The organism is Micromonospora sp. C31, from assembly GCF_018070575.1.
GTDB lineage: Bacteria > Actinomycetota > Actinomycetes > Mycobacteriales > Micromonosporaceae > Micromonospora.
In genome coordinates this window covers 70,262-88,604 of the sequence record NZ_JAGPXN010000014.1, presented here as the reverse complement: position 1 = coordinate 88,604, position 18,343 = coordinate 70,262, and the positions used below count along the sequence as shown (strand labels likewise).

Below are 18,343 nucleotides of genomic sequence, written 5' to 3'. Positions count from 1 at the left end.
GACTTCACCTTTAGGAGGCCAGCGTGCCTGAGGCACCCACGATCGATTCCGGCAACACCGTCTGGTTGCTGGTGTCGACGGCGCTCGTGCTGCTCATGACGCCCGGACTGGCGCTGTTCTACGGCGGCCTGAACCGGGCCAAGGGTGTACTGAACATGATGATGATGAGTTTCTCCGCGATCGGGCTCATCTCCGTTCTGTGGTGGTTCTACGGTTTCAGCATCGCGTTCGGCAGCGATGTCAACGGGCTCTGGGGCGACCCGGGCGCCTACCTCGGCACCAGGACCTTCCTCGCCGAGACCGACCTCTGGGGCGCCACGGCCGACAACCCGAGCGGCATCGGCGTCCCGCTGTACGTGTTCATGGCCTTCCAGATGATGTTCGCCGTGATCACCGTCGCGCTGATCAGCGGCGCGGTCTCCGACCGGGCGAAGTTCGCCGGCTGGCTGCTGTTCGCGTTCGGCTGGGCGACGCTGGTCTACTTCCCGGTCGCGCACTGGGTGTGGGGCGGCGGCATCATCGGCGCCGACCTGCACGCGCTCGACTTCGCCGGCGGCACCGCCGTGCACATCAACGCCGGCGCGGCGGCCCTCGCCCTGGTGCTGGTGCTGGGCAAGCGGCTCGGTTGGCCCCGGGAGGGCATGAAGCCGCACAACATCCCGCTCGTCGCGCTCGGCGCCGGGCTGCTCTGGTTCGGCTGGTTCGGCTTCAACGCCGGTTCCGAGCTCACCGTCGACTCGGTCGCCGGCCTGGCCTTCGTCAACACGCAGCTCGCGACGGCCGCCGCGGTGCTCGGCTGGATCGCCGTCGAATGGGTCAAGGACCGGAGGCCGACCCTGGTCGGCGCCTCGTCCGGCGCCGTCGCCGGGCTGGTCGCCATCACCCCGGCCTGCGGCTTCGTCGCGCCCTGGGCGGCGGTGCTGCTCGGCCTGGTCGCCGGGGCGGTCTGCGCGCTGGCGATCAGCCTCAAGTACAAGCTCGGCTACGACGACTCGCTCGACGTGGTCGGCGTGCACTTCGTCGGCGGCTGGATCGGCTCGCTCTGGCTCGGCCTCTTCGCCACCAACTCGGTCAACGGGGCGATCACCGACGTGGTCGGCGCCTCCGACGGGCTCTTCTACGGCGGCGGGGTCACCCAGCTCGGCCGGCAGGCCCTGGCCGGCGTGATCGTCACCGCCTGGTCCTTCGCGGTGGCCTGGGTACTGGCCTTCGCGATCGAGAAGACGATCGGCTTCCGCCTGCGGGCCGAGGACGAGGTCGGCGGGATCGACATCGCCGAGCACGCCGAGAGCGGCTACGACCTGTCGCCGGCCACCGGCAGCGGCGGGGGCAGCGCGTTCGCCATGGCCGGGCTGGCCGGCGCCAAGCCGGCGCCGACCGCGTCGGCCGCCGCGCCCGCCGCGCCCGCCGCGCCGGCTGCCGAGCCGGTCGACGAGAAGGTCGCCGGTTAACGTTCCTGGGATGGAGGGGTTGGACATGAAGCTGGTGACCGCGGTCATCAAGCCGTACCAGCTGGACGCGGTGAAGGAGGCCCTGCACGCCCTCGGCGTGGCCGGCCTGACCGTCAGCGAGGTCCAGGGCTACGGACGACAGAAGGGGCACACCGAGGTCTACCGGGGTGCCGAGTACACGGTCGAGTTCCTGCCCAAGATCCGGGTGGAGGTGCTGACCGACGAGATGGACGTCGACAAGATCGTGGACGCCGTCGTCGGCGCCGCCCGGACGGGCAAGATCGGCGACGGGAAGGTCTGGGTGACCGCCGTCGAGGAGGTCGTCCGGGTCCGCACCGGCGAGCGCGGCCTCGACGCGCTCTGACCGGGCAACGACCGACATGACCTCGTCGACCAGGAAGAACGATTCGGGACACACCGGCAACGGTGCCGTCGAACTCCTGGTCGACGAGGTCGACGGCGTCGACGGCGGAGTCGGGCAGACGGCGCGGGCGGCGCGGGCCGCCGCGTACGACCGGTGGTTGCGCGGGCTGTTGCCACGGCGGCCCGGGGTGGCGCTGGTCGCTGTCGGCGGGCTGGGCCGCCGGCAGTGCGCGCCGCACGGCGACCTCGACCTCGTCCTGCTGCACGCCGGGGTGCCCGGCGTGGACGAGCTGGCCGCCGCCGTCTGGTATCCGGTGTGGGACGCCGGACTGCGGCTGGACCACTCCGTACGGACCGTCGCCGAGGCGCTCTCCGTCGCCCAGGACGACGTGAAGGTGGCCCTCGGGTTGCTCGACGCGCGGCTGGTCGCCGGGGACGCCGCGCTCGCGGACACGCTCGTCCGCACCGCCGCCGACCACTGGCGGCGCACCGCCGTACGGCAGTTGCCGGCGCTGCGCGAGATCACCACCGCCCGCTGGGCGGCCCACGGCGAGCTGGCGTTCCTGCTGGAGGGCGACCTCAAGGAGGCGGCCGGCGGGCTGCGCGACGTGGGCATCCTGCGGGCGGTCGCCGCCGCCGGGATCACCGACGCGCTGCGCCCCGCCGTCCGCGCCGCGCACCTGCGGCTGCTGGACACCCGCGACGCGCTGCACCGCCAGGCCGGCCGCCGGGTGGACCGCCTGGTCGCCCAGGAACGCGACGGCGTCGCCGCGCTGCTCGGGTTGCGGCACCTTCCCTCGGGCGCCGCCGACCCCGCGCGGCTTCCGCCCGCAGCCGCCGACCCCGCGCGGCTGCGGCAACTCCCGTCAGACGCCCCCGACGCCCCGCGGCGGGCCGGAGCCGTCGGTGACGGCGACGCGCTGCTGCGCCGGGTCGCCGGGGACGCCCGGACCGTCAGCCACGCCCTCGACGACGCCTTCCGCGCCGCCGACCGACTCCGCTCCGGCCACCGCCGGGGCACCGACGGGCGTCCGCTGCGCCGACCGGTCGCCCGGGACGTCGTCGAGCACGACGGTGAGCTGGTGCTGGCCCGCACCGCGATCGGGGCGCGGCCCGACCCGAGCCTGTCGCTGCGGGTCGCCGCCGCGGCGGCCGTCACCCGGCTGCCGATCGCCCGGGCCACCTGCGAGTGGCTGGCCGCGTACTGCCCGCCGCTGCCGGCGCCGTGGCCGGCCGAGGCACGGGCCGCGCTGATCACCCTGCTCGGCGCCGGCCCCGGCCTGGTGCCGGCCTGGGAGACCTGCGACCGGTACGGGCTGATCGAGGGTTGGCTGCCCGAGTGGACCCGGCTGCGCAGTCTCCCGCAGCACAACCCCGTGCACCGGTTCACCCTCGACCGGCACCTCGTGCAGACCGCGTACGAGGCCAGCCGGCACACCCGTGAGGTGGACCGCCCCGACCTGCTGCTGCTCGGCGGTCTCCTGCACGACGTCGGCAAGGGGCTCCCCGGCGACCACAGCGCCGTCGGGGTGCCGCTGGCCGAGGCGGTGGCCGCCCGGATCGGCCTGCCCGCGCCGGAGGTGGCGCTGATCGGCACGCTGGTCCGGCTGCACCTGCTCCTGCCCGACGTGGCCACCCGGCGGGACCTCGCCGACCCGGTCACCATCGCCGGGGTGGCCGAGCGGGTCGGCGACCCGGCCACGCTGGAGCTGCTGCACGCCCTCGTACGCGCCGACGCCGCCGCGACCGGCCCGGCCGCCTGGTCGGACTGGAAGGGCCGGTTGGTCGCCGAGTTGGTGGCCCGGGTGCGGACCGCACTCGACACCGGTGTGCTGCCCGCCCCGCCCGCCCCCGACCCGGCCCTGCTGGCGGGGCCCCTGCCGGTCGTACACCTGACGGCCGACCGGGTGGCGGTGGCCGCGGCGGACCGGCGCGGCCTGCTCGCGACGGTGGCCGGCTGCCTGGCGCTGCACCGGCTGGAGGTGCTCTCCGCCGACGCCTCCAGCGTCGACGGTCGGGCCCTGGTCGAGTGCCGGGTGCAGCCCCGGTACGGGCTCGCGCCCGACCCGATCGCCCTCGGCGCCGACCTGCGCCGCGCGGTGAACGGCGACGTCTCGGTCATCCAGCGGTTGCGCGGCCGGGCGCTGGCGGCGCGGGCCGGCGGGGCCGCGCCGCGGGTGGTCTGGCACCGGGAGGCGGCCACCGACGCGGTGCTGCTGGAGTTGCGCGCCGCCGACGCGGCCGGCCTGCTCTACCGGGTCACCTGCGCCCTCGACGAGGCGGGCGCCCAGGTGCGGGCGGCCCGCATCTCGACCCTCGGTGGCGACGTGGTCGACGCCTTCTACCTGGTCGGCGGCTGGCCGGCCGAGGCCGACCGGGCCCGGCTGGAGGCCGCGGTGCTGGCGGCGGTGTAAGGAAGGGCCCCCTGTTAACGCCTGAGGTAGAGGAAGGGACCCCTGCTAACGTCCGGGCGCCAGCTGGACCGTGGCCGCAAGCTTTGGGTGGGGCCGTGGCCGTGGCCGGCGCCGGTCGCGCCGGCTGTGCCCGGCCCGGAGCGGCGGTGCGGCCGGCCGGCTACCCTAGCGGTGGCCGGACACCTCGCCCGGTCGCCGATGTGCCCGCCGGAACACTGACAAACGGGATGTTCGCGTGTTTGACACCTTGAGTGACCGCCTGTCCGGGATCTTCACCAAGCTCCGCGGCAAGGGTCGGCTCACCGACGCCGACATCGACGCCACCGCGCGCGAGATCCGCCTCGCGCTGCTGGAGGCGGACGTGGCGCTGCCGGTGGTCAAGGGCTTCATCGCCAACGTCAAGGAGCGGGCGCGCAGCGCCGAGGTCTCCCAGGCGCTCAACCCGGCGCAGCAGATCATCAAGATCGTCAACGAGGAGCTGATCAACGTCCTCGGCGGCGAGGGGCGGCGGCTCCAGTTCGCCAAGCAGCCGCCTACGGTGATCATGCTCGCCGGCCTCCAGGGCTCCGGCAAGACCACCCTCGCCGGCAAGCTGGCCCGCTGGCTCAAGGCCCAGGGCCACCAGCCGCTGCTGGTCGCCGCCGACCTCCAGCGCCCCAACGCCGTCGGGCAGCTCCAGGTGCTCGGTGGCCGCGCCGGCGTCGAGGTGTACGCCCCCGAGCCCGGCAACGGCACCGGCGACCCGGTGCAGGTGGCCCGCGCCTCGATCGAGCACGCGAAGCGGGCCGCCCGCGACATCGTCATCGTCGACACCGCCGGCCGGCTCGGCATCGACGCCGAGATGATGCAGCAGGCCGCCGACATCCGCGACGCGGTCGACCCGGACGAGGTCATCTTCGTCATCGACGCCATGGTGGGCCAGGACGCGGTGCGCACCGCCGAGGCGTTCCGCGACGGCGTGGGCATCACCGGTGTGGTCCTCTCCAAGCTCGACGGCGACGCCCGTGGTGGCGCCGCGCTGTCGGTGCGGGAGGTCACCGGGCAGCCGATCCTCTTCGCCTCCACCGGCGAGAAGCTGGAGGACTTCGACGTCTTCCACCCCGACCGGATGGCCAGCCGGATCCTCGGCATGGGCGACGTCCTCACTCTGATCGAGCAGGCCGAGCAGGCCTTCGACACCGATCAGAAGGAGAAGATGACCGCCAAGCTGATGGGCGGCGAGCAGTTCACCCTGGAGGACTTCCTCGACCAGCTCATCGCGGTCCGGCGGATGGGCCCCATCGCCAACGTGCTGGCCATGATGCCGGGCATGGGGCAGATGAAGGACCAGCTCGCCGAGGTCGACGACAAGCACTTCGACCGGGTCACCGCGATCATCAGGTCGATGACCCCCGCCGAGCGCACCAACCCGAAGATCATCAACGGCTCCCGCCGGGCCCGCATCGCCACCGGCTCCGGCGTCACGGTGATGGACGTCAACCAGCTGCTCAACCGCTTCACCGAGGCGCAGAAGATGATGAAGCAGATGGGCGGCATGATGGGTCTGCCGGGCGGCGGCCGGCGCAAGGCGACCAAGTCGCCGAAGAACAAGCGCAAGGGCACCAAGGGCGGCAACCGGCCGCGCACCGGGGCGGGCGCCGGGATGCCGGGCGGGTTCCCGGGCGGCATGCCGCAGCTCCCGCCGGGCATGGACCCGAACGACCTGGCCGCCGGCCAGGGCCTCCCGCCGGGCTTCAAGCTGCCGAAGATCGACTTCAACAAGCTCGGCAAGGGCGGGGACGGCCGACCCCGCTGAGGCGCGGCGGTGGCGCTGGGTGACGTGATCCTTGTCCAGGGTGATGTCGGCCCGGAAGGAGGAGTCATGACCGTGGCACCCAGTCCTGCCCGAGCGTTCGGAGGGGACGGTCGACGACCTCGGTGACCTGCCGGAGACCTTCCGCACGAGTTGCTCGACGGAAGGTTGATCCTGCCGTCCCCACCGCCGTGCACCAGGAACTCTGGGTGCGACCGCTGCTCGCACTCCAGGGTCGACTGCCCCGCCGACTACCTGGTCAGCATCACGGTGCTGACCACACCGAGGACCTCTTCGTCACCGAGCGGCCGTGGCGGGTCTCCGTCGACCTGCCCGCGCTGACGACGCGACGGGCCGGGCTGCTGGCGCGCGACGAGGGTTGACCGCCGTCGGCCGGCGCGGGGCGGGAAGAAACGAGGGCTGACCGCCGCCGGCCGGCGCGGGGCGGGAAGAATGGCGGCGGACCGCCCCCCTTTCGCGCAGACGGAGGACGCATGGCCTGGCACGTACGCGGTGTTCTGCTGCCCGACGACGAGGTCCGTGACCTGTGGCTGGTCGACGACCGGGTGACCTTCACCCCGGTCCCCGGCGCGCAGACCATCGCCGACGGCGGCTTCGTGCTGCCCGGCCTGATCGACGCGCACTGCCACATCGGCATCGCCCGGGGCGGCGCCCCGATCACCTCGCTCGACCAGGCCCGCGAACTGGCTCGCACCGACCGGGACGCGGGGGTCCTCGCGATCCGCGACGCCGGGTCGCCGTACCCGTACCCCGAACTCGACGACGAGCCCGACCTGCCGCGGCTGGCCCGCGCCGGCCGGCACGTCGCGCCGCCCAAGCGCTACCTGCGCGACATCGGCGTCGAGGTCGGCGCGGCGGAGGTGGCCGCGACGGTGGCCGCGCAGGCGCGTGCCGGCAACGGCTGGGTGAAGCTGGTCGGCGACTGGATCGACCGGGGGGTCGGCGACCTGGCCCCGGCCTGGGACGCCGACACCATGACCGCCGCCGTCCGGGCCGCGCACGCCGCCGGGGTACGCGCCGCCGTGCACACCTTCTCCGAGTCGGCCGTCGAGATCATGGTGCGCGCCGGGGTGGACTCGGTGGAGCACGGCACGGGCCTGAGCCTGGACCTGATCGACGAGATGGCCCGCCGGGGCACCGCCCTCGTCCCCACGATGATCAACATTCGGACCTTCGGCGGGATCGCCGAGCAGGCGCGGGCCAAGTTCCCCGGCTACGCCGACCACATGATCGCCCTGCGCGACCGCTTCCCCGAGGTGGTCCGTGCGGCGCACGAGGCCGGGGTGCCGATCTACGTGGGCACCGACGCGGGTGGCGGCATCGACCACGGCCTCGCCGCCGAGGAGATGCTGCTGCTGCACGAGCAGGCCGGCATGTCCACCACGGACGTGCTCGCCGCCGCGTCCTGGCGGGCCCGCGAGTGGCTCGGCTTCCCCGGGCTGGTCGAGGGCGGCCTGGCGGACCTCGTCGTCTATCCCGAGGACCCGCGCGCCGACCTGCGCGCCGTGCGCAGCCCCGCCCGCATCGTGCTGCGCGGTCGCGTCGTGCGCTGACCGGGGACGCCCCGCCCGCCGGCGGTGGACCCGCCCGGCCGGCGCTGCGCACCAGGGCCGGTCCGGCCGCCCTCGGCCCCGAGGTACTGGCGCAAGCTCGTGGCGGGTCACCTCAGCCGGTCCGGCCGCCCTCGGTCACCTCAGCCGGTCGGGCCGCCCTCGGTCACCGCGTGCAGGAGCAGGTAGACCGCCAGGTCGGCGAGGGCGGCGGCCGTCTGCGCGGCGGGGGCGCCGGGCAGGACGATGTGGCTGATCACCAACCGGACGACCGAGTCCGTGGCGAAGGCGACCGCGTCCCGGTCGGCGCCCGGCAGCACGCGGTCGGCCCACTCCAGCAGCACCTCGGTCGCCTCGGCCAAGACCAGCTCCGAGCGGGTGGTGAGGTAGGGCAGCAGGTCGTCCGAGCCACCCCGGGAACTGGTCAGGACCGCCTTGATCAGCGGGTCGTTGGCAGCCTCCGTGAGGGTGTGCGAGATGGTGGCGTGCGTGGCGGCCCGTACGTCGTCGCCGTGCGCACGCAACAGGGCGCGCACCGCGCCCACGAACCGGTCGACCTCCCGGCGGGCGAGCGCCTCGGCCAGCCCCGCCTTGGTACCGAACTCGTTGTAGACCGTCTGCCGGCTGACCCCCGCCGCGCGCGCGACGGCACCCATCCGGACGCCGTCCCAGCCAGTCGCGATGGTCAACGCCCGGGCGGCCTCGACGATCGCCTCCCGCGAACGGGTGCCGTCCCTCACCTCACCCATGGTGGTCGAATCCTACGCCCGGTACACCGGCCGGCGCGGTGGACACCGGCGACGTCGCGCCCGATGACGTCGTCCCTTCGGCCGACGCATAGGATGTGCGGTCATGGCACGCGTGCTCACTCCCCGTGCGGAGGACTTTCCCCGCTGGTACCAGGACCTGATCGCCAAGGCGAAGCTGGCCGACAACGGCCCGGTCCGGGGGACCATGGTCATCCGGCCGGCCGGCTACGCCATCTGGGAGCGGATGCAGGCCGAGATGGACGCCCGGATCAAGGCGGCGGGCGCGGAGAACGCGTACTTCCCGCTCTTCATCCCCGAGAGCTACCTCAAGCGCGAGGCGGAGCACGTCGAGGGTTTCTCGCCGGAACTCGCGGTGGTCACCCACGGCGGCGGCAAGCAGCTCGCCGAGCCGGTGGTGGTGCGCCCCACCAGCGAGACCGTCATCGGCGAGTTCATGGCCAAGTGGATCGACTCCTACCGGGACCTGCCGCTGCTGCTCAACCAGTGGGCCAACGTGGTCCGCTGGGAGCTGCGCCCCCGGATCTTCCTGCGCACCAGCGAGTTCCTCTGGCAGGAGGGGCACACCGCGCACGCCACCCGCTCCGACGCCCGCGCCTACGCGCGCCGGATCCTGCACGAGGCGTACGAGGACCTGATGGTCAACGTGCTCGGCATCCCGGTGGTCGTCGGCCTGAAGACGGCCCGCGAGCGCTTCGCCGGGGCCACCGCCACCTACACCTGCGAAGGCATGATGGGTGACGGCAAGGCCCTCCAGCTCGGCACCAGCCACGAGCTGGGGCAGAACTTCGCCAAGGCCTTCGACATCAGCTACTCCTCGGCCGAGGGCGGTCGGGAGCACGCCTGGACGACCTCCTGGGGCACCTCCACCCGGATGCTCGGCGGCCTGATCATGTGCCACGGCGACGACAACGGCCTGCGCGTGCCGCCGAAACTGGCGCCCGTCCAGGCGTACGTGATGGTGGTCAAGGACGGCGAGGGCGTCGGGGAGGCGGCGGGCAAGCTGCGCGACGCGCTGCGTGACGCCGGCGTCCGGGTCGCGCTCGACGACCGCGTCGACACCCCGTTCGGCCGCCGGGCCGTCGACGCCGAGCTGCGTGGCTATCCGGTACGCGTCGAGGTCGGCCCCCGTGACCTGGCCGCCGGCAACGCGGTCGTGGTCCGGCGTACGGACGGCTCGAAGTCCCCGACGCCGGTGGCCGACGTGGTCACCGCCGTGCTGGCCGCCCTCGACGCCGATCAGCGGGCCCTGCACGACCAGGCCCTGGCCCACCGGAAGTCCCGCACCGTCGAGGTGTCCACCCTCGCCGAGGCGATCGAGGCGGCGGCCACCGGCTGGGCCATGGTGCCGTGGTCGGCGGTCGGCGTGCAGGGCGAGGCGGAGGCGAACGGCCAGGGCGTCACCGTGCGCTGCCTGCTGCGCGCCGACGGCTCGGTGCCCGACTCCGAGGACGAGCCCGACCTGGTCGCCATCCTCGCCCGCGCCTACTGAGACGTTAGGAAGGGCCCCTTCCTAACGCCTGAGGTAGAGGAAGGGGCCCTTCCTGACATCCGGAGCGCGCCGACGGCCGGCGGGTGGTGCCGGCGCCGGTAGGGTCGGGGCGTGAGATTCGAACCTGGGCGGCTGATCGTGCACCGCAACGTGCGCCGGGGCCGCATCGGCTGGGTACGCACCGCGCGCGTGGTCAGCGACGACGACCGGGGCCTGCTGCTCTGGGTGCCCCGCGACTCCCCGGTCGCGAGCGAGGTCACCGAGGCCGGGTTGGGCATGCGGGCGGTGCCGTTCAGCGAGTGGGTCTCCTCGTCGTACCGCCTGGTCACCGGCCGGTGGGACGGCCCGTCCGTGCTGAAGTTCCTGCCCACCGGGGCCGCCCACTCGGTGTGGTGGTTCCGCGACGCGCACGACCGCTTCGCCACCTGGTACGTCAACCTGGAGGAGCCCGGGGTGCGCTGGGACGACGGCACGCTCGCCGGCGTCGACATGGTGGACCAGGACCTCGACGTGGTGGTCCGCCCGGACCTCGGCTGGGAGTGGAAGGACGAGGAGGAGTTCGTCGAGCGGCTGGCCTTCCCCGACCACTACTGGGTGGCCGACCCGGACGCGGTGCGGGCCGAGGGGAAGCGGGTGATCGCGCTGGCCGAGTCGGGGGAGTTCCCGTTCGACGGCACCTGGTGCGACTTCACCCCGCCGCCGGGCTGGGGTGTCGCCGACGCGTTGCCGCCCGGCTGGGACCGCCCTCCGGTGCGCTGATCCCGCGCGCTCCGGCCGCCGCCGGGGGTCCTCCGACCGGCGCCGGCCCCTGCCCGTGGACGTGTGCTCTCGGTCACTTCTGCCGCCGCGCGGGTGACCCGGGGTGGTCCGGTGTGAGAGATCCGGGCCCGATCTGGCAGAATGGCTGGCTGGTATCCGGCGTGTGTCCGGCGCCCTCTAACCCGGGCACGTCGCCAGTCCACCGAGCAGTCTCCGGCCCAACCCCACTGTGCCGGTCGACACTCACCCGTGCACCGCCCGTACCGGGTAGGTGAGATCGCAACAGGAGCGAAACAACTGTGGCCGTAAAGATCCGGCTCCTGCGGATGGGCAAGATCCGCAACCCGCAGTACCGCATCGTCATCGCCGACTCGCGCACCAAGCGCGACGGCCGGGCGATCGAGTTCGTCGGGGTCTACCAGCCGAAGGAAGACCCTTCGGTGATCGAGGTCAAGTCGGAGCGGGTCCAGTACTGGCTGTCCGTCGGCGCCCAGCCGAGCGAGGCGGTGCAGCGGCTGCTGGAGCTGACCGGTGACTGGCAGAAGTTCAAGGGCCTGCCGGCCCCGCCGCCGCTGAAGGTCGCCCCGGAGCGGGTCGACCGCACCGCGGCGTACGAGGCCGAGGCGAAGGCCGCCGCCGGGCTGGCCGAGGCGCCGGCCAAGCCGGCCAAGAAGGCCGCCAAGGCCGAGACGCCGAAGACCGAGGCTCCGGCCGAGACGCCGAAGACCGAGGCTCCGGCCGAGGCCCCGGCTGCCGCTGCCGACGCCGGTGAGCAGGCCTGACATGCCTCTGCGTCCGGCGTTGGAGCACCTGGTCAAGGGCATCGTCGACCACCCCGATGACGTACGCGTCCGGATGGTCGACTCCCGTCGGGGCAAGCGGCTGGAAGTGCGCGTGCACCCGGAGGACCTCGGCACGGTGATCGGGCGGTCCGGCCGGACCGCCAAGGCGCTGCGCCAGGTGATCGGCTCCATCGGCGGGCGCGGTGTGCGCGTCGACATCGTCGACTCGTACTGATGCTGCTCGTCGTCGGCAGGATCGGTAAGCCGCACGGAATCCGCGGTGAGGTGACCGTGGAGGTGCGGACCGACGAGCCCGAAGCGCGGTTCGCCCCCGGCATGGTGCTGCGCACCATGCCGGGGGCGGCGCCCCGGCCCGTGCCCAGCGATCGGGTGCCGCGCACCATGCCCGGGGCGGCGCCGGCGCAGGACGCGCCCGAGCAGGGGCACGCCTTCCGGGTGCCCGCCGAACTGGTCGTGGAGTCCGCCCGGGCGCACCAGGGGCGGATACTGGTCGCGTTCGAGGGCATCGGAGACCGGGACGTCGCCGAGGCGCTGCGCGGCACGCTGGTCGCGGTCGACAGCGCCGACGTTGCCCCGCCGGAGGACCCGGAGGAGTTCCACGACCACCAGCTCGTCGGGCTGGCCGTGGTCACCCCCGACGGCGACCGGCTGGGCGAGGTGGCCCGGATCGACCACGCGCCTGCCTCCGACCTGCTGGTGCTGCGCCGCCCCGAGGGCGGCACGGCGCTCATCCCGTTCGTCAAGGCGATCGTCCCCGAGGTTGACCTCGCCGGCGGTCGCGTCGTCGTCGACCCGCCGGCCGGTCTGCTCGATCTGTAGAACCGCTGGAGCACCCCCGCATGCGCGTCGACATCGTGTCGATCTTCCCGGATTACTTCGCCCCGCTCGACCTGTCGCTGATCGGCCGGGCGCGGGCGAACGGCACGCTGCGGCTGGCCGTACACGATCTGCGGATCTGGACCCACGACGTGCACCGCACGGTCGACGACACGCCCTACGGCGGCGGGCCCGGCATGGTGATGCGGCCGGAGCCGTGGGGCGAGGCGCTCGACGACCTCGCCCCGGCGGAGACGACCCCGCCCCGGCTGGTGGTGCCGGCCCCGACCGGCGCCCCCTTCACCCAGGCGATGGCGCACGAGCTGGCCGCCGAGCCGCACCTGCTCTTCGCCTGCGGCCGGTACGAGGGCATCGACCAGCGGGTGCTCGACCATGCCGCCACCCGGATGCCGGTGACCGAGGTGTCCCTCGGCGATTACGTCCTCTTCGGCGGGGAGGTGGCCGTGCTGGTGGTCCTGGAGGCGGTCACCCGGCTGCTGCCCGGGGTGCTCGGCAACGCGGGCTCGCTGGCCGAGGAGTCGCACGCCCACGGGCTGCTGGAGGCCCCCATGTACACGAAGCCGGCGACCTGGCGCGGGCTGGACGTGCCGGAGGTGCTCCGCTCCGGCGACCACGGCAGGATCGCCCGCTGGCGGCGGGACGAGGCGCTGACCCGCACCGCGACCCGCCGCCCGGACATGCTCGCCGCGCTGGACCCGGACGGACTGGACAAGCGGGACGTCGCCGCGCTGGACCGGGCCGGGTTTCAGGTGCCGGCGGGGGATGTGGCAAAGTAGGGGGGTTGCCGCAACCGGCCGCGCCGCGGACGGCTGCGAGGATCCTCGACCGGGGTCGGGCCACCGACCGCCATCCGGGGATCAGAATCACCCACCCGCGCACCGATTGACGGTGCGCCGTGAGCCTCACGAGGACGCAGCGATGAACATCCTGGACGCCCTTGACGCCCAGTCGAAGCGCACCGACCTCCCCGACTTCCGTGCCGGTGACACCGTCAAGGTGCACGCCCGGGTCGTCGAGGGCAACCGGTCCCGTGTCCAGATCTTCCAGGGCGTCGTCATCCGTCGCCAGGGTGACGGTCTGCGCGAGACCTTCTCGGTCCGCAAGATCAGCTTCGGTGTCGGTGTCGAGCGCACCTACCCGATCAACAGCCCGGGAATCGACCGGATCGAGGTCGTGACCCGCGGTGACGTGCGGCGGGCCAAGCTCTACTACCTGCGCGAGCTGCGGGGCAAGAAGGCCAAGATCAAGGAGAAGCGCGAGAAGCAGCCCAGCTGACCTTCGCGCTCGCCACGCCGCCCGAGCTGCGCGTATGCCGTACCGACCGGACCGCACTACCCTGGTCGCTACGGGCGCAGCCGGGCGACGTCCCGCCACCACGGCGGAGCGACGGCCGCTACCGCCCGGGGAGCCCCGACAGGGCTCCCGGGCGGTAGTGTCATTTCTGCTGACCGGAGAGTGGCGTGGTGCAGACGCTTGACGAGGACGGCGCCGTCGACCCGTGGCGACGTCGGGCCCGCCGGCCCCGCCGGCAGATGCCCCTCTGGCAGGAGCTGCCGCTGCTGCTCGTCGTCGCGTTCTGCCTCGCGGTGCTGATCCGCACCTTCCTGCTCCAGGCGTTCTTCATCCCCTCCGGCTCGATGGAGGACACCCTCCTCGTCGGCGACCGGGTCCTGGTCAACAAGGTCGTCTACGACGTACGCGACCCGGTGCGGGGCGAGGTGGTCGTCTTCCGGGGCACCGAGCGCTGGGCCCCACAGGTCGACGAGGAGCCGGAGCCCGGCTTCGCGGGCAGGCTCAGCCGGACCGTCGGCGACCTGGTCGGCGTCAGCCGCCCCGGCGAGAAGGACTTCATCAAGCGGGTCATCGGCCTGCCCGGCGACCGGGTGAAGTGCTGTGACGCCGAGGGGCGCGTGCTGGTCAACGGCACCCCGCTCGACGAGTCGTCGTACGTGCTGCGGGACTCGCCGCTCGACATCCCGCCCAACGCCCGCGAGTGCCGCTCCCGGCGCTTCGAGGAGGTCGTGGTCCCGCCCGGGCAGATCTTCGTCATGGGCGACCACCGCATGGTCTCCCAGGACGCCCGCTGCCAGGGGCCGGTGCCGATCGAGAACGTGGTGGGTCGCGCGTTCACGGTGGTCTGGCCGTCGTCGCGCTGGAACGCCCTGTCGGTGCCCGCGACCTTCGACGACGTCGCCGACCCGCCGGCCGCCTCCACCGGCGCCCCGCCTCCGGTCCGCCCCACGCCGGAGGGTGGTGTGGTGCTGATCGTCCCGATCGCTGCCGCGCTCGCCGTTCTCGCGCGTTCCGGACGGTGGCGTCGCGCCGGGCAACGTAGGCTCGTGCCGTGATTGACGAGCAGACCGACAAGCCGCGCAGCTCCTTCTGGAAGGAGCTGCCCATCCTCCTGGGTGTGGCGATCCTGGTCGCGGTGCTGGTTCGCGCCTTCGTGCTGCAGACCTTCTTCATCCCCTCCCCGTCGATGGAGAACACCCTCCAGATCGACGACCGGGTGCTGGTCAACAAGCTGGTCTACGACTTCCGGTCTCCGCACCGGGGCGAGGTGATCGTCTTCAAGGCCCCCCTGGAGTGGAGCGCCAACCCCGACGGCGAGGACTTCATCAAGCGCGTCATCGGCGTGGGCGGCGACCACGTGGTCTGCTGCGACGCGCAGGACCGGCTGGTGATCAACGGCAGATCCCTGGACGAGCCCTACATCTACCCCGGTGACAAGACCGCCGAGGAGTTCGACATCACCGTCCCGAAGGGCCGGCTCTGGGTGATGGGCGACCACCGCGAGGCGTCGGGCGACTCGCTGGAGCACTGGCAGCAGTCCGGTCAGGACATCACCGTCGCCACCATCCCCGAGGGCGAGGTGGTGGGGCGGGCCTTCACCGTCTTCTGGCCCGTCGGCCGGGCCACCTGGCTGAGCGTCCCCAAGCCGTACGAGGCAATCCCCGAATCGTAGGGGCCGCCGGGCGTGGGCGTTGTCGGCGGCGTCTGGCACGCTGGTGCGGTGACCGTCTACACCCCCCGGCGCGCGGCGCGCGTCCTGCTCGTCGACGCGGCGGGTCGGGTGCTGCTCTTCTGCGGCTCCGACCCGGCCCGCCCCGAGCACGGCCGCTGGTGGTTCACCCCCGGCGGCGGCCTCGACGCGGGGGAGACCTACCCCGAGTGCGCGGCGCGGGAGTTGGCCGAGGAGACCGGGCTGCGGCTGTCGGTCCCGGCAGTCGGGGCCCCCGTGCACCGCGACGTGACCGAGTTCCCCTTCGACGGCGTGTGGTACCGGCAGGAACAGGAGTTCTTCCTGGTGCGGGTGGCGGGTCACGAGGTCGACACCGCGGGCTTCAGCGACATCGAGCGGGCCAGCGTCGCCGCGCACCGGTGGTGGCCCCCGGACGAGCTGGCCGCCAGCGGCGAGCGCTACTACCCGCCCGACCTGCCGGCGGTGCTGGCCCGGGCGCTGGCCGCCGGGCAGGGTGCGCCGTGCTGACGCCCCCGCGCACCGTGGTGCGCCGCGAGGGCGGGCTCTACGCGCTGGAGCGCGCGTTGCAGCGGCGCGGCTTCCGGCACGTCGCCGGGGCCGACGAGGCGGGTCGGGGCGCGTGTGCCGGGCCGCTGGTCGCCGCGGCGGCGATCCTGCCCGAGGGACGACGCGGCGAGATCGACGGGCTGGCCGACTCCAAGCTGCTGACCCCCGCCAGCCGGGAGCGGATCCACGACGAGGTCGTGGCCCGCGCGCTGGCGTACGCCGTGGTGGTCGTCGGGGCCGAGGAGGTCGACGAGCGGGGCCTGCACGTGTGCAACCTGGCCGCGATGCGCCGCGCGCTGGCGTCGCTGACGACCCGCCCCGACTACGTGCTGACCGACGGCTTCGGAGTGGACGGCCTCGACGTGCCGGGGCTGGCGGTGTGGAAGGGCGACCGGGTGGCCGCCTGCGTCGCGGCGGCGAGCGTACTGGCCAAGGTCACCCGGGACCGGATGATGGTCGAGTTGGACGGGGCGTTCCCGGGCTACGGGTTCGCCGAGCACAAGGGTTACATCACCGCGGAACACACCGCGGCGCTGCGGGACCGGGGGCCGTGCCGGGAGCACCGGTTCTCGTACGTCAACGTGGCGACGGTGTCCGGTCGCGACGGCGCCCCGCCCCGGGCGCGTCGGCCGGCGGACGCGAGGCGGGACGAGCCGATGGAGCGCTCCTGTCCGCCAGGGGGTACCGTCGGCGTGGCGTTGGGCGAGCAGCCTCAGCCTCCGGCGTCGGTGGGGGAAGATGTGGTCATGGAAGGCGGAGTGCGATGAGCGCGGAAGACCTCGAGAAGTACGAGACCGAGATGGAGCTCCAGCTCTACCGGGAGTACCGCGACATCGTCCGCCAGTTCTCCTACGTCGTGGAGACGGAGCGCCGGTTCTACCTGGCCAACCAGGTCGACCTGCACGTGCGCAACTCCGACGGCGAGGTCTACTTCGAGGTCGAGATGCACGACGCCTGGGTGTGGGACATGTATCGCCCCGCCCGGTTCGTGAAGAACGTCCGGGTGATGACCTTCAAGGACGTCAACGTCGAGGAGCTGGAGAAGCCCGACATCTCGCTGCCCGCCGACTCCGGTTTCGGCGGCTGATCGGCCGCCGTTTCTCCGTCCGACGGTCACACCACCGGACGTACGGCCCGTCGGCGCCCCCACCGCCGCGCGGCCGCCGTCCTCGCCTCTCCGGCGGTCGGCTTCACCCCGACAGCACCACGACCTCGACCCGCTGGACGAGGTTGTTGGCGAAGCCGCCCCGGTTCCACGGCTGCTCGACCGGCTGACTGCGGCCCGAGGCGTCGGTGGCGCGGGCCCCGAGGACGTACCGCCCGGGCTGCGCCGTCCACTCGTGCCGCCACCGGCGCCAGGCGAACTCCCCGCCGGTCTGCTCGTCCAGGATGGCCGGCTGCCAACTGGCTCCACCGTCGGTGGTCACCTCCACCGCGACGACGGGAGCGTGGCCCGACCAGGCGCGACCGTCCAGGGTGCACGGACCGGGGCGCAGCACGCGGGTGCGGGACATGAAGTCGGGGAAGCCGGGCGGTCGGACCAGCGCCCGCGGCTCGATGCGGGTCACCGGCACCCCGGGGTCGTCGGCGTCCCGGCGCAGCCGGTAGGCGACCGCGTTCTGGTAGCCGTCGAACGGTTCCGTGCGTACGTCGATCGCGCGCAGCCACTTGACGTGCGCCATGCCGTACCAGCCGGGCACGATCAGCCGCAGCGGGGCGCCGTGCTGCGGCAGCAGCGGAGCGCCGTTCATCTCGTACGCCAGCAGCACCTCCTCGCGCAGCGCGTCGGCGACCGGCAGCGCGCGCTGGTAGTCCTGCTCGACGCCGCGTTCCAGGCCGTGGTCGGCGCCCGTGAAGACCACGTCCACGGCGTCGGCGGCGATGCCCGCGTCGCGTAGCAGCGGCGCCAGCGGGGTGCCCGTCCACTCCGCGTTGCCGACGGCCTCGACCAGCCACGGTTGGCTCACCGGCCGCGGGCGCAGCAGGGCCCGCCCGTTGCCCGCGCACTCCAACGTGACCCGGTGCGTGACCCGGGGGCGCTCGTGCAGCGCGGCGAGGTCGAGCGTCAGCGGCCGGTCCACCGCGCCGGACACGCTCAGCGCGTGCGTGGCCGGGTCGAGATCCGGGATGTCGTAGTGGATGAGCAGGTAGTGCAGGCCGGCCGGGGTCACGTCGTAGCGCAGCGCCTCCAGCGGGATGCCGTGGTTGCGGGCGGCGAGCTGCAACTCCTCGGCGGTGATCCCCTCGCCGGGCTCCGCCACGCGCGCGGGCCCGCCGACGTCGTCCACAGTGGTCATCGGCGCCTCCCGGGGCCGGACGGCGGCGGCTCCGCCGTTCGCCCGTCCCAGCCTAGGGCCTCGCCGGCGTTGGTCGCGCCCACCCGCGACGCCCTCGTCACCCGGCACCGCCACCTGCCGCGCCGGCGGACAGGCCCGCCGCGCGGGCGGCGGACCAAACCGCCTCCGCGGTGCCACCGCTCGACGGGCCGGTCGCCTAGCAGATCGCCCCGCCCTGCGGGGAACCGTCCACAGGACGGCCGCCGTCCACAGTGAATGGTGTCGGGGG

The 18,343-nt window shown here is 73.5% G+C and carries 19 protein-coding genes and 1 pseudogene; 18 read left to right on the top strand and 2 right to left on the bottom strand.

What is annotated here, in order from left to right; all coding sequences use genetic code 11:
• Window positions 1-23 precede the first annotated feature (23 nt).
• The 6 genes from KBX06_RS19110 to KBX06_RS19085 all read left to right on the top strand — a co-directional run bounded on the left by KBX06_RS19110 (window position 24) and on the right by KBX06_RS19085 (window position 7,594).
• Window positions 24-1,451, top strand: a complete 1,428-nt coding sequence (locus tag KBX06_RS19110) for an ammonium transporter (protein WP_210836876.1) — start codon at window positions 24-26, stop codon at window positions 1,449-1,451.
• A gap of 25 nt (window positions 1,452-1,476) precedes the next feature.
• Window positions 1,477-1,815 carry a P-II family nitrogen regulator gene (locus KBX06_RS19105; RefSeq protein ID WP_172896701.1) on the top strand — a complete coding sequence of 113 codons (339 nt, stop codon included), beginning with the start codon at window positions 1,477-1,479 and terminating at the stop codon, window positions 1,813-1,815.
• A 16-nt stretch (window positions 1,816-1,831) separates the two neighbouring features.
• Entirely contained in the window at window positions 1,832-4,228 is a 2,397-nt protein-coding gene (locus KBX06_RS19100; RefSeq protein WP_210836874.1) for a [protein-PII] uridylyltransferase, read from the top strand.
• Window positions 4,229-4,463: 235 nt separating this feature from the next.
• The gene (gene ffh / locus KBX06_RS19095) at window positions 4,464-6,023 is read left to right on the top strand and encodes a signal recognition particle protein (protein WP_210836872.1); all 1,560 of its coding nucleotides are present in this window, start codon (window positions 4,464-4,466) and stop codon (window positions 6,021-6,023) included.
• A gap of 206 nt (window positions 6,024-6,229) precedes the next feature.
• The gene (locus tag KBX06_RS27940; RefSeq protein ID WP_247686215.1) at window positions 6,230-6,403 is read left to right on the top strand and encodes a hypothetical protein; all 174 of its coding nucleotides are present in this window, start codon (window positions 6,230-6,232) and stop codon (window positions 6,401-6,403) included.
• 111 nt (window positions 6,404-6,514) lie between these two features.
• On the top strand, window positions 6,515-7,594 hold the full coding sequence (locus KBX06_RS19085; protein ID WP_210836870.1) for an amidohydrolase family protein: 1,080 nt from the start codon (window positions 6,515-6,517) through the stop codon (window positions 7,592-7,594).
• A 140-nt stretch (window positions 7,595-7,734) separates the two neighbouring features.
• Here KBX06_RS19085 and KBX06_RS19080 read toward each other — a convergent pair whose 3' ends face one another.
• Window positions 7,735-8,340: a TetR family transcriptional regulator gene (locus KBX06_RS19080; protein ID WP_210836857.1), complete on the bottom strand. Its 606-nt coding sequence runs from the start codon at window positions 8,338-8,340 to the stop codon at window positions 7,735-7,737.
• Between the two features lie 103 nt (window positions 8,341-8,443).
• Here KBX06_RS19080 and proS point away from each other — a divergent pair, with 103 nt between their 5' ends.
• The 12 genes and pseudogenes from proS to KBX06_RS19020 all read left to right on the top strand — a co-directional run bounded on the left by proS (window position 8,444) and on the right by KBX06_RS19020 (window position 16,865).
• Window positions 8,444-9,850 (top strand): proline--tRNA ligase, encoded by a 1,407-nt coding sequence (gene proS / locus KBX06_RS19075; protein ID WP_210836855.1) that lies wholly within the window; start codon window positions 8,444-8,446, stop codon window positions 9,848-9,850.
• 111 nt (window positions 9,851-9,961) lie between these two features.
• Window positions 9,962-10,609 carry a DUF402 domain-containing protein gene (locus KBX06_RS19070; RefSeq protein WP_210836853.1) on the top strand — a complete coding sequence of 216 codons (648 nt, stop codon included), beginning with the start codon at window positions 9,962-9,964 and terminating at the stop codon, window positions 10,607-10,609.
• 299 nt (window positions 10,610-10,908) lie between these two features.
• Entirely contained in the window at window positions 10,909-11,391 is a 483-nt protein-coding gene (rpsP, locus tag KBX06_RS19065) for a 30S ribosomal protein S16 (protein ID WP_210836851.1), read from the top strand.
• Window positions 11,366-11,626: an RNA-binding protein gene (locus KBX06_RS19060; RefSeq protein WP_172862164.1), complete on the top strand. Its 261-nt coding sequence runs from the start codon at window positions 11,366-11,368 to the stop codon at window positions 11,624-11,626. Before rpsP ends, KBX06_RS19060 begins: the two co-directional genes overlap by 26 nt.
• A gap of 2 nt (window positions 11,627-11,628) precedes the next feature.
• Complete coding sequence (gene rimM, locus KBX06_RS19055) at window positions 11,629-12,231, top strand: ribosome maturation factor RimM (RefSeq protein ID WP_210837111.1); 603 nt, start codon at window positions 11,629-11,631, stop codon at window positions 12,229-12,231.
• 20 nt (window positions 12,232-12,251) lie between these two features.
• Entirely contained in the window at window positions 12,252-13,025 is a 774-nt protein-coding gene (trmD, locus tag KBX06_RS19050; RefSeq protein WP_210836849.1) for a tRNA (guanosine(37)-N1)-methyltransferase TrmD, read from the top strand.
• A 142-nt stretch (window positions 13,026-13,167) separates the two neighbouring features.
• Complete coding sequence (rplS, locus tag KBX06_RS19045) at window positions 13,168-13,524, top strand: 50S ribosomal protein L19 (protein WP_210836847.1); 357 nt, start codon at window positions 13,168-13,170, stop codon at window positions 13,522-13,524.
• A 185-nt stretch (window positions 13,525-13,709) separates the two neighbouring features.
• Window positions 13,710-14,584 (top strand): annotated as a pseudogene (gene lepB / locus KBX06_RS19040) (signal peptidase I).
• A gap of 9 nt (window positions 14,585-14,593) precedes the next feature.
• Window positions 14,594-15,214, top strand: a complete 621-nt coding sequence (gene lepB, locus KBX06_RS19035) for a signal peptidase I (protein ID WP_210836843.1) — start codon at window positions 14,594-14,596, stop codon at window positions 15,212-15,214.
• Window positions 15,215-15,262: 48 nt separating this feature from the next.
• Complete coding sequence (locus KBX06_RS19030; RefSeq protein WP_210836841.1) at window positions 15,263-15,739, top strand: NUDIX hydrolase; 477 nt, start codon at window positions 15,263-15,265, stop codon at window positions 15,737-15,739.
• Window positions 15,733-16,545: a ribonuclease HII gene (locus KBX06_RS19025; protein ID WP_210836832.1), complete on the top strand. Its 813-nt coding sequence runs from the start codon at window positions 15,733-15,735 to the stop codon at window positions 16,543-16,545. The genes KBX06_RS19030 and KBX06_RS19025 overlap by 7 nt, the downstream gene beginning before the upstream one ends.
• A complete protein-coding gene (locus KBX06_RS19020; RefSeq protein ID WP_007075222.1) occupies window positions 16,542-16,865 on the top strand; it encodes a DUF2469 domain-containing protein in 324 nt (107 codons plus the stop codon). Before KBX06_RS19025 ends, KBX06_RS19020 begins: the two co-directional genes overlap by 4 nt.
• Before the next feature lie 103 nt (window positions 16,866-16,968).
• Here the strand turns inward: KBX06_RS19020 and KBX06_RS19015 are convergent, their stop codons facing one another.
• Window positions 16,969-18,075, bottom strand: a complete 1,107-nt coding sequence (locus tag KBX06_RS19015) for a sulfite oxidase (RefSeq protein ID WP_210836830.1) — start codon at window positions 18,073-18,075, stop codon at window positions 16,969-16,971.
• Window positions 18,076-18,343: the final 268 nt, after the last annotated feature.